Raw genomic sequence first — 10713 nt, 5'->3', positions numbered from 1 at the left:
TCGCCCGGCTCGGGTACGCGCCCGCCGACGTGCGGCACGTCGTCGTGACCCACCTGGACGTGGACCACTGCGGCGGCCTGCCCGACTTCCCCGACAGGTCGTCGTCCTCCGTCAGCGGCTGGAGCAGCCGCTGGGCCGTCTTCGGGTCGGCCTGGACCAGGTCGACGATCTCCGTGGCGAGGCCGTCCTGGTCGTCGCCGAGGTCGGCGGCGGAGGCGCGTACGAGGACCGGCAGCTGCTCCGTACCGCCGAGGGCGGCGATGAGGCCGCCGAGGAGTTCGCGGGCGTAGGAGTTGCGGTCGGCGACCGCGCGGTCGAGTTCGGCGGTGAGACGCGGGAGGAGGCTCCGGTCTCCCGTCGCCGCGATCTCGTCGGCGAGGTCGATGGTCTCGTCGAGGTCTGCGTCGAGGTCGTCGAGCATCGCGATCAGCCGGGTCACGCGGGCGTCGTCGGTCATGGTGCCTCCTGGGATGCGCCGTCCGGGAGGACGGGGGCGGTGGCGGACGGGTCGGTCTCGGCGGCCACCTCCACGTCCTGCGGACGGCCGTACTCGTACAGTTCACGGCCCGGATCGCAGCCCTGCAAGGCGGCGACCGGGCCGTCCGTGGCGGTCCACGGCGTGGCCGCCCCGGTCGCCCCGGGGGTCGGGGACCCGCACGAGGCACCTGGCGCGGCGGTCATCAGAGCTCGGTCACCTTGCCGTCGGCGACCTCGATCCGCCGGGTGACGTGGACGGCGTCGAGCATCCGCCGGTCGTGGGTGACCAGGAGCAGCGTGCCGGTGTACGACTCGAGCGCCGACTCCAGCTGTTCGATGGCGGGCAGGTCGAGGTGGTTGGTGGGCTCGTCGAGGACGAGCAGGTTCACCCCCCGGCCCTGGAGCAGGGCGAGTGCGGCGCGGGTGCGTTCGCCGGGCGAGAGGGTGGTGGCGGGGCGCAGCACGTGGTCGGCCTTGAGGCCGAACTTGGCGAGCAGGGTGCGGACGTCAGCGGGCTCGGTGTCGGGAACGGCGGCGCAGAAGGCCTCGAGGAGCGTCTCCGTGCCGTGGAAGAGCTTGCGGGCCTGGTCGACCTCGCCGACGACGACGCCGGGGCCGAGCGCGGCGTCGCCCGCGTCCAGTTCCAGGCGGCCGAGAAGGGCGGCGAGGAGGGTGGACTTGCCGGCCCCGTTGGCGCCGGTGATGGCGACCCGGTCGGCCCAGTCGACCTGGAGGGTGACCGGCCCGAAGGAGAAGTCGCCGCGGCGGACCTCGGCCTCGCGCAGGGTGGCGACGACGGCGCCGGAGCGGGGCGCGGCGGCGATCTCCATGCGCAGCTCCCACTCCTTGCGGGGCTCGTCGACGACGTCGAGGCGTTCGATCATGCGCTGGGTCTGGCGGGCCTTGGCGGCCTGCTTCTCGCTGGCCTCGCCACGCAGCTTGCGCCCGATCTTGTCGTTGTCGGTGGCCTTGCGGCGCGCGTTGCGGACGCCCTTGTCCATCCAGTTGCGCTGCATGAGGGCGCGCGATTCGAGGGACGCCTTCTTGTCGGCGTACTCCTCGTACTCCTCGCGGGCGTGCCGGCGGGCGGTGTCCCGCTCCTCCAGGTACGCCTCGTAGCCGCCGCCGTAGAGCGTGATCTGCTGCTGGGCGAGGTCGAGTTCGAGGACCTTGGTGACGGTCCGGGTGAGGAACTCGCGGTCGTGGCTGATGACGACGGTGCCGGCGCGCAGGCCGGAGACGAAGGCCTCGAGCCGTTCGAGTCCGTCGAGGTCGAGGTCGTTGGTGGGCTCGTCGAGGAGGAAGACGTCGTAGCGCGAGAGGAGCAGGGAGGCGAGGCCGGCGCGGGCGGCCTGGCCGCCGGAGAGCGAGGTCATCGGCTGGTCGAGGCCGACGGTGAGGCCCAGCGTGCCGGCGGTCTCCTCGGCGCGCTCGTCGAGGTCGGCGCCTCCGAGGTCGAGCCAGCGCTCCAGGCTGACGGCGTAGGCGTCGTCGGCGCCGGGGGTGCCGTCGACGAGGCCCTGGGTGGCCTCGTCCATGGCGGCCTGGGCGGCGGCGACGCCGGTGCGGCGGGCCAGGAACTCCCGGACGGTCTCGCCTTCGCGCCGCTCGGGCTCCTGCGGGAGGTGGCCGACGGTGGCGGTGGGCGGGGACAGCCGCAGTTCGCCGTCCTCGGGGGTGTCGAGGCCGGCGAGCAGGCGCAGGAGCGTGGACTTGCCGGCGCCGTTGACGCCGACGAGGCCGATGACGTCCCCGGGGGCGACGACGAGGTCGAGCCCGGAGAAGAGGGAGCGCTCGCCGTGGCCGGCGGCGAGGTTCTTGGCGACGAGGGTGGCAGTCATCAGGGGACGAATTCTAGGTGACACCCCCTGGGGCCCTGCCATGGACGGCGATGCGGGCGGTGACGTGATCGTGGTGGGGGCGCAGTCATCGGTCCGTCGGCGGCGGTCCGGCTCGCCGAGCGGGGGCTGGAGCCGGGTTGCCGACGACCAGTCCCCCCCCCACAGGGAGGCGAGGCCGTGGAAGACGGACGCCCGTCCGGCGGGCCGAGAGGGCCGCCGGACGGGCGTCGAAAGCCGGCCCTCAGCCCGGGAAGGGCTTCTGGGCGTGGTCGTCCGCGTCGATGCACGCCTTGATGCGGCGGTCCAGCGAGTCGGCCTGGGCGTTGACGCGGCGGGCCTCGTCGCGGGAGCCGAGCTGCTTCAGCTTGGCGGCCTTGACGCGCAGTTCGTGGGACTGCTGGCGCATCTTCGGGACGTCGCAGGTGACCTTGGATCCGGCGGCCTGGGCCGTCGGTGCGGTCACGGTCTGTCCCAGCAGCAGGCCCCCGGCCAGCAGCGTGGTGGCGGCGAGAGCCGACAGGGTGCGGCGCAGCGGCGTCGCGTTCGTCATGGTGTCACTCCAAGTTCCGGGCCGTCACGGCCCGTTGCCCGTTCAGGTATGGTCAATACCCGCTGGTAACAATACTCGGAATGATCACGAGAAACGCCGCACGCCGCCGTCGGTCACCAGGTCCTCAACACCTCTCCACAGGCTCTCCGCCGGTGAGGCCGTAACTCGCCCGCGGGTCGAGCAGCAGCGGGACGAGCGCCCGCAGCGGCTGTCGCAGCGGTACGAGCACCCCGTCGCCGTCCTTCCGCACGAGGACGCCGTGCAGCGCCAGCTCGTCGCGGACCTCCTCGTACTGAGCCTCCGTCAGGCGGTAGCCGCAGGGCGGGTCGTGGAGCATCTCGGCGGGTTCGGCCGGGTCGTTGTCGGCGCCGCCGAGGAGGACCGGGCCGCGGTCGGCGAGGCCGGCGAGGCGGGCCGCGGCGGTGGCGGCCATGAGCGGTCCGCGCCGCTCGTCGAGGTAGCCGAACGCCCCCTTGAGCGCGGCTCGTTGGGTGGCGACCCGGCGGCGGTGGTTGCGGGCCGGGTCGTTCTGCTCGGCCGGGTCGAGGGCGTTCTCGCGGGTCTCGACGAGCAGGCCGACGGCGTTCTTGACGCCCGCGGTGTTGCGCAGGATGCGCTCCTGGCCGTCGCCCGCGACCTGCTTGATCGGCTCGCCGGTGAGCGGGTCGGTCCAGATGCCGTAGATGCCGCTGCTGTACCCGGCGAGTCCGGCGGCGGGCCGGACGTACGACTCGGACAGGGTGCGCGCCTCGTCGTGGACGCGGGGGTCGGTGTTGAGGTTGCGCGGCCAGAGGGCGAGCAGGTCCTTGTCGTAGTAGGGCGGGGTGGCGCCGTACTCGTGGAGGTCGTAGATCAGCTCGGGGCGCCGGTCGCGGATGACGGCGGCGAGGGTGCGTGTCTCGGCGGTGCGCAGGGCGAGGTGGTCGCGGTTGATGTCGACGCCGGCGGCGTTGCCCCGGGTGTCGGCCGCCCGGCCGTCGGGGTTGGCGGTGGGCACGACGAGGAGGGTGGTGCGGGCGAGGAGGCGCCGGGTCGCGCCGTCCTGGGCGTAGGCGAGGTCGCGCAGGGTGCTGAGGCAGGCTTCCCGGCCGGCCGGCTCGTCGCCGTGCTGGGAGCAGATGAGCAGCACGGTGGTGGCGCCGGTGCCGATGGTGGCGAGCCGCAGCGGGCGGCCCTGCGCGGTGGTGCCGACGGTACGGACGGACAGGGCCGCGCTCTCGCGGTCGACGGCCGCGAGGAAGGCGGTCTCCTCGGCCTCACTGGTCCAGCGGGCGCCGTCGCTGCTCTCGAAGCCGGTGCGCGGGGTCGTCGGCCCGGGCGCGCTGCCCGCGGCCTCGGTGGGGGCGGCGAGGAGCGGCAGCCCGAGGGCGGCAAGGCCGGCCGCGACGGTGAGCGCGCGGCGGCGGTGACGGGAGGTGCGGGTCATCGGTCCTCACCGGGGATCGGGGCGCCGGTGCGCGGGGGCACGGGGGCGCCGGTCGGGGCGGCGGTGCGCGGGGGCACGGAGGCGCCGGTCGGGGCGGCACGGTGCTGAACGGACGGGCCGGCCGTGAGGTCACGTCCCGGGGCGCCGGCCGGGGGCATGACCGCCCGGTCGAAGGCGCGGGCTCCGCCGAGCAGCGGTACGCGCGCCGCCATGCGGGCCAGGTCGAGGGTGAGGGTCGGCCGGGTCGACGGCGGGTCGAGGAGGTCCTTGTCGGTGCCGGCGACGATCAGGGCGAGCCGATGGCCGGCCGGGACGACGTGGTCGGTGGGCGCGAGGCGGATCGTGATCGGGTACGGGCGTCCCGGGGTCAGCGGCCGGCCCACGCGCGGGTCCGCCCAGGTGCCGAGGTCGGCCCAGCCGCGGCTGACGACCGTGTACCCGACGTCCGCCGTACGCGCCTCCGTGTCCTTGAAGCAGGCGCTGTCACCCTCGGTGCTCGCGCCCCAGCAGCTGCGCCCGGCAAGGGTGGTGATGCCTTCGCCGGGTTCGGCGTAGGCACGGATGGTGGCGGGTCCGAGGTCGACGAGGACGGCGCTGAGGTGTGCGGTCGTGGTCGTCGGGGTGGCGGTGACGGTCACCGTCGAGGAGCCGGCGACGCGCAGTTCGCGGGCGAGCGGCGCGGTGGTGAACCCGGCCTTGGCGGCCGTGGCCCGGTCGATGTCGGCGGCCCACTGGAGCTCGCTCCGGGCCGGGTCGTCGGTGAAGGTCTCGGTGGCGCCGCGCGGTGCGGGCGTACGGCCGAGGGTGCCGACGCCGGGCGCCGCGCCCGGCGCGGGGCGGAGCACGGTGGCGGCGGTGCCGCGCGGCGGCCAGCTCCGGTCGGTGGTCCAGCGGTCGGGGGCGCGCTCGATGTCGGCGGCCGGTTCGCGGTCGATGCCGTTGTCGTAGCCGAGGAGGTAGTGGTCGAACCAGCGGTGCAGGGTGCGGACCCAGTCGGCGCGGCGGTAGTCGAAGGGGTCGACGTGACCGGTCTGGGAGAGCCAGATCTTGCGCTCGACGCCGTGCGCGGCGAGGGCGTCCCACCACTGGCCGAACTGGCCCGCGCGGACGTTGAGGTCCTGCTGTCCGTGCACGACGAAGACGCTGGCCTTCACCCGGCCCGCGTCCGGCACGTAGTTCCGCTCGGTCCAGGCCCGGGTCCAGTCGCCGCTGTACGGGGTGGCGGCGGCGATCCGGCTCTGCACGGCGCCGCAACGGGCCCTGGCGTCGGGGCTGCCGACGTAGTCGGAGAGCCAGGTCGGGTTGGCGTCGTAGAGCGGGGCGCCCTGGGAGTGGAAGTAGTCGTACCAGGAGGAGATCGCGCCGATCGGGACGATGGTGCGCAGCCCTTCGACGCCGGTGGCGGCGACGCCGTTGGCGATGGTGCCGTCCCAGCTCTTGCCGATCATCCCGACGGCGCCGGTGGACCAGCCGGTGGCGCGGACGCGCTCGGTGCCGGTGCGGGTGGCGTAGCCGCGGGCGCGGCCGTTCAGCCAGTCGACGACGGCCTTGGCGGAGCCGACGTCGGAGGGTCCGCCGACGTCGTCGCAGCCGTCGGAGCGGCTGGTGCCGACGAGGTCGACGGCGACGAAGGCGTAGCCGCGCGGAACGAAGAAGTTGTCGTAGAACAGCGGGAGTTGGACGGGCCTCCCGTCGGCGTCGTACGTCTTCTTCTGGCCCTCGTTGCCGCGCCCGCAGCAGGCGTAGTACGGGCTGGCGTCCATGATGACGGGGACGCGGCGGCCGGCGGCCGCGGGCTCGCGGGGCCGGACGATGTCGACGGCGACCCGGTCGGTGCGGCCGTCGGCGTCGCCGTCGAGCCCGGTGTCGACCCAGACGGATTCGCGGACGGCGTCGGCGTACGAGTAGACCGGCCTCGACTCCCGTACGGGCGGGGCGGCTTGGGCCCCGGCGGGGGCGAGGAAGGCGGCGGCGAGGGCCGTCGCGGCGGCGACGGCGAGGGATCTGCACGACAGACGGACCGAGCGGGTTCTCCGCGCACGTATCGGCATGGGGCGGAAGGTACCCCGGGCCGCTGCGGTGCAAAAGAGTGCCTGCGGCGGCGTCCGGTACGGGCGGTGCATGTCGGCCGGATGGCGATCATGTGACGGGAGGTGCTCTGGACGTGACGGCCCGTCGCGGGGCTGAATAGTGTCGCTAAGGACCGACGGCCCACCACGCGTCTTACGTTTCTTGCGACTTCACGACCTGAGGAGCACCTGTGCACCGCAGAATCATCGTTCCGAGCGCTCTCGCGGCCTCCTTCCTGCTGGCGATCCCGGCGTCGGCGGCCACCTTCGAGGCGGGCGCTCCGGGCATCGGCGACTCGTACTACCCCGCCAGCGGCAACGGCGGCTACGACGTGTCCCACTACGACCTGCGTCTCAAGTACCAGCCGGCGACGGACCTGCTGGAGGGCACGGCGACGATCCTCGCCACCACCAAGCAGAACCTGTCCCGCTTCGACCTGGACCTCGGCCTGCGGGTCAGCGAGGTCCGCGTGAACGGCCGCGTCGCGAAGTTCGCCACCTCCGGCGACCACGAGCTGGAGGTCACCCCGGCGGTCCCGCTGGAGAAGGACAAGTCGATATCGGTCGTGGTCCGTTACGCGGGCAAGCCGTCGGAGCTGAAGATCGGCGGCTGGTCGGCCTGGCACCGCACGCCCGACGGCGGTGTCGCGGCGGACGAGCCGGACTCGGCGGTCTGGTGGTTCCCGTCGAACGACCACCCGCTCGACAAGGCGACCTTCGACGTCTCCGTGCTGGTGCCGGACGGCACGCAGGCGATCAGCAACGGCGTGCTGCAGTCGCAGTCCTCGAAGCTCGGCTGGACCCGCTTCAACTGGCGCTCCAACAAGCCGCAGGCGACGTATCTCGCCACCCTCGCCGTCGGCAAGTTCGACATCACGACGGACAAGACGGCCAGCGGCCTGCCGGTCCTCAACGCCTACAGCACGGAGCTCGGCGACAACGCGGGCTCGGCGCGCGCCTCGGTCGAGCGGACCGCCGAGGTCGCCGAGTGGCTGGAGTCGCTCTACGGCCCGTACCCGTTCAACGCGATCGGCGGCTACGTGCCGAACGTGACGACCGGCTTCGCCCTGGAGACGCAGACCCGGCCGTACTACAGCCCGCGGCAGTTCGCGAACGGCGCCAACGTCTCGGTGGTCGTGCACGAGCTGGCGCACCAGTGGTACGGCGACAGCGTGTCGGTCGGCGACTGGAAGGACATCTGGATCAACGAGGGCTTCGCCCGCTACAGCCAGTGGCTGTGGTCGGAGAAGGAGGGCGAGGGCACGGCCCGGGAGCTCGCGGACTACGTCTACCAGACGCGGGCGGCGGACGACCCGTTCTGGACGGTCAAGCCGGGTGACCCGGGCGCGGACAACCAGTTCGACATCGCCGTGTACGACCGGGGCGCGCTGGCGCTCCAGGCGCTGCGCGACGAGGTCGGCGACGAGACCTTCTTCGCGATCCTCAGGGGCTGGCCGCAGGAGCACGCGTACGGCAACGCGCACGTCTCCGACTTCGTGCAGTACGCGGAGAAGGTCTCCGGCAAGCCGCTGGCGGGTCTCTTCGACACCTGGCTGTACCAGCCGGTGAAGCCGGCGGCGCCGGCGGCCGCGGAGGCGGGCCTGGCGGCGCCGCAGGGGCTGACCGCGGCGAAGCCGGTGCAGCCGAAGTCCTGGAAGAAGATCGCGGAGACGAACACGATCCACGAGCGCTGACGGGCGCACCCACCGAACGGCGGAGCCGTCGTCCCCCTGGCCAGGCGGGACGGCGGCTCCGTCTTGTTCTCGTGCCTCGCGGGACGTCAGGCGCGTTTTTCGCGTGCGGGACGTCAGGCGCGGTGGGCCTGCCACTCGGCGGCGAGGACGCCCCAGATCTGCTTGTCGTACCGGACGCCGTCGTACGGCCATGCCTCGCGCCGCGTGCCTTCGAGGCTCATCCCGAGCCGCCGGGCGACGGCGACGCTGCGGTCGTTGTCGGCGCGGCAGTGCCATTCGGCGCGGTGCAGGCCGCGCTCGACGAGGGCCCAGTCGAGCAGGGCGGTCGAGGCGGCGGTGACCAGGCCGTGTCCCTCGCCGGCCGGTTCGAGCCAGCAGCCGACCTCGCAGGTGCCCCAGTCGGCGTCGAAGACCGTGAACATCACGCCGCCGACCAGCGTGCCGTCGAGCCAGATGCCGTAGAGGCGTCCGCCGTCGGCGGCCTGCCGCTCGCCGTAGCGGACCAGGGTGGCCCGGGCGCCCGCGACGTCGGTGGTGACGAAGGCCGGGCCGACCCACGGCCGGATGTGGTCGCGCGCCCGGTCCAGATGGGCGGCGAACTCCTCGGCGTGCCAGCTCTCGAGCGGCCGGAGGACGGCGTTGTCCCGCAGCGGGAGGGAGAACATCAGGGACCCCATTCACACAACAAGCGTTATGACTATTACCGTAGCAGCATGCCACGTACCAAGGGCGACCACGAGGCCCGGCGCCGTGACGTCTCGGAGGCGGTCTGGCGCGTCCTGGCCGCGCACGGTTTCGGCGGGCTGACGCTGCGCGCCGTCGCCACCGAGCTCGGTGCCACCACCGGTCTGCTGACCCACTACTTCCCGGCGAAGCGCGATCTGGTCGCGTACGCCCTGGACCTCCTCGACGAGCGCACGACGGCGCGTCCCCGAAGGCACTCGGGCGAGCCCGGTCTCGCCGCCGTGCGGGCCGCGCTGCTCGACATCCTGCCGCTCACCGACGAGGCGACGGCGAGCAACCGGATCTGGGTCTCCTCCTGGGACACGGCCCTCGCCGACCCGGCCCTGAGCGCCGACTACGCGGGGAAGTACGGCCGCAGCCGCACCCGGCTCGCCGAGCTGATCGCCACGGCCCAGGAGCACGGCGAACTGCCCCCCGGCGACCCGTCACGCCTGGCGACCGGCGCCCAGTCCTTCGTCCTGGGCCTGGTGGTCCAGTCCCTACTGGACCCGGCGGCGTTCCCGGCGAAGCGGCAGGTGGAGCTGCTCGACGACTACCTGGCGGCGCTGGGAGGCACCACGCCGGACGGGGAGGAGTAGGCCCGGTCGACGCTGGAGGCCGCGCCGGGCCGGGACTGGACCCGGAACGTGGTGGCGGCGAGGGCCGCGCGGGGCCGGGCCCCCGGCCCGGGCCGGCCTAGCCTCGGTGTGTCTTCGCGTGGGCCTGCGCTCGGGCGCGGGCGCGGGCCTCGCGGGCCAGTGGGAGGTAGCGCAGGCGCTCGGGGAGGACGGGGACCACGGCCCGTACGACCAGGCCGAGGCGGCGCAGCCGGCGTTCCTGGGCGGGGGTCCAGTCCAGGCCGATGGCGGCGCGGGCGTCCGGCGGCATGAGGCCGACGGTGAGGAAGGCGCGAGCGCGCAGGAAGGGCCCGCGAAGCAGCGGCCAGAGGAGCCGCAGGGCCAGGCGTACGGGAAGGGGGCCGCGGTCGGGGGCGGGCACCGGGGCGTCGGTGGCGAGGAGGTCGCGGACCACGACGGTGGCCTCCAGCTCCTCGTCGAGGACCCGGCGGTAGTACGGCCAGAACTCCTCGATCGTCTGTGGCATGTCGCGGTCGTGGATGCCGAGCACCCGGCCGACCCGGAGCCACTCGGCGTACAGCTGCCGCTCCTGCGCCTCGGTGAGGGGGCGGGCGAGATAGCGCAGGCCGTGGCGGTAGACGGGGTAGCCGGTGGCGTGTACCCACGCGTAGTAGGCGGGGTTCAGCGCGTGGTAGCGACGCCCGTGGGCGTCGGTGCCCTGGATCTCCTTGTGGAGCGCGCGCAGCCTGCGGCCCTCCTCGGCGGCCCGCTCCCCGCCGTAGATCCACAGCTGCAGCGAGCGCAGCGAACGCTCGCCGCGGCCCCAGGGGTCGCTACGGAAGACGGAGTGGTCGTCGACGCCGGCGCCGATGGCGGGGTGGGCGACCTGCATGGTGAGCGCGGCGGGCAGCATGAGCAGCGCCCGGACGTCTCCGGCGACGCTCCACAACACGCCACCGACGGGGGGTGGCACTGGCTCAGGACGGTGGGGCGCGGGGCGGGGCGACGAGCGGCGGTCCGGCGCGGTGGCCACGGCCTCGGCGGTGGTCCGCGCGGAAGCAGCCTGCCCGGCGGCGACCCCCTCCGCAGCCGCCCCCGCGGTGGCGGTCCGCTCCCGCGTCACCGGGTCGCTCGGGCCCGGCTGTGGGTGCGGCCGGGCGGACATGCGGTCGTTCTCCCTCACGCGGTCTCCCCCTTGTGTGCGTGTCTCCCAGGCTGCCCGGGCTCTGCCCGGCGGGCAAGGCGAACCCGGCCCTTCCGGCAGGTCCGGCGGGTCCGGCCCGTCCGGCGGATCAGGCCGGTGTCTCCGGACATGACGCGGGGCCGGGGGGCCGGGGGGGGGGGGCGGGGCGCGG

The 10713-nt window shown here is 74.0% G+C and carries 10 protein-coding genes; 2 read left to right on the top strand and 8 right to left on the bottom strand.

Annotation, left to right across the window (positions count from 1 at the left end):
- The 6 genes from ACWEV0_RS34705 to ACWEV0_RS34680 all read right to left on the bottom strand — a co-directional run.
- Positions 1-457, bottom strand: a 457-nt coding sequence (locus ACWEV0_RS34705; protein WP_453153799.1) for a hypothetical protein, incomplete at its 3' end; no start/stop codon positions are given.
- Entirely contained in the window at positions 454-681 is a 228-nt protein-coding gene (locus ACWEV0_RS34700) for a hypothetical protein (RefSeq protein WP_453153798.1), read from the bottom strand. The genes ACWEV0_RS34705 and ACWEV0_RS34700, both read right to left, overlap by 4 nt.
- The gene (locus ACWEV0_RS34695; protein WP_453153797.1) at positions 681-2318 is read right to left on the bottom strand and encodes an ABC-F family ATP-binding cassette domain-containing protein; all 1638 of its coding nucleotides are present in this window, start codon (positions 2316-2318) and stop codon (positions 681-683) included. Before ACWEV0_RS34695 ends, ACWEV0_RS34700 begins: the two co-directional genes overlap by 1 nt.
- 241 nt (positions 2319-2559) lie before the next feature.
- Positions 2560-2868 (bottom strand): hypothetical protein, encoded by a 309-nt coding sequence (locus tag ACWEV0_RS34690; protein WP_453153796.1) that lies wholly within the window; start codon positions 2866-2868, stop codon positions 2560-2562.
- 124 nt (positions 2869-2992) lie between these two features.
- Positions 2993-4294 carry a M14 family metallopeptidase gene (locus tag ACWEV0_RS34685; RefSeq protein WP_453153795.1) on the bottom strand — a complete coding sequence of 434 codons (1302 nt, stop codon included), beginning with the start codon at positions 4292-4294 and terminating at the stop codon, positions 2993-2995.
- On the bottom strand, positions 4291-6345 hold the full coding sequence (locus tag ACWEV0_RS34680; protein ID WP_453153794.1) for a Xaa-Pro dipeptidyl-peptidase: 2055 nt from the start codon (positions 6343-6345) through the stop codon (positions 4291-4293). Before ACWEV0_RS34680 ends, ACWEV0_RS34685 begins: the two co-directional genes overlap by 4 nt.
- Positions 6346-6554: 209 nt before the next feature.
- Here ACWEV0_RS34680 and ACWEV0_RS34675 point away from each other — a divergent pair, with 209 nt between their 5' ends.
- Entirely contained in the window at positions 6555-8057 is a 1503-nt protein-coding gene (locus ACWEV0_RS34675; RefSeq protein ID WP_453153793.1) for a M1 family metallopeptidase, read from the top strand.
- 113 nt (positions 8058-8170) lie between these two features.
- Here the strand turns inward: ACWEV0_RS34675 and ACWEV0_RS34670 are convergent, their stop codons facing one another.
- Positions 8171-8722, bottom strand: coding sequence for a GNAT family N-acetyltransferase (locus tag ACWEV0_RS34670; RefSeq protein ID WP_453153792.1), 552 nt, complete (start codon positions 8720-8722; stop codon positions 8171-8173).
- 48 nt (positions 8723-8770) lie between these two features.
- Between ACWEV0_RS34670 and ACWEV0_RS34665 the strand changes: the two genes are divergently transcribed.
- Positions 8771-9379, top strand: coding sequence for a TetR/AcrR family transcriptional regulator (locus ACWEV0_RS34665; RefSeq protein ID WP_453153791.1), 609 nt, complete (start codon positions 8771-8773; stop codon positions 9377-9379).
- A gap of 97 nt (positions 9380-9476) precedes the next feature.
- On the opposite strand, the gene ACWEV0_RS34660 is transcribed toward ACWEV0_RS34665, so the two are convergent.
- Positions 9477-10391 (bottom strand): oxygenase MpaB family protein, encoded by a 915-nt coding sequence (locus ACWEV0_RS34660; RefSeq protein ID WP_453153800.1) that lies wholly within the window; start codon positions 10389-10391, stop codon positions 9477-9479.
- Positions 10392-10713 lie beyond the last annotated feature (322 nt).

It is taken from the genome of Streptomyces sp. NPDC003943, from assembly GCF_053605265.1.
The sequence above is the reverse complement of the archived record's forward strand: the minus strand, read 5'-3'. Positions and strand labels throughout refer to the sequence as shown.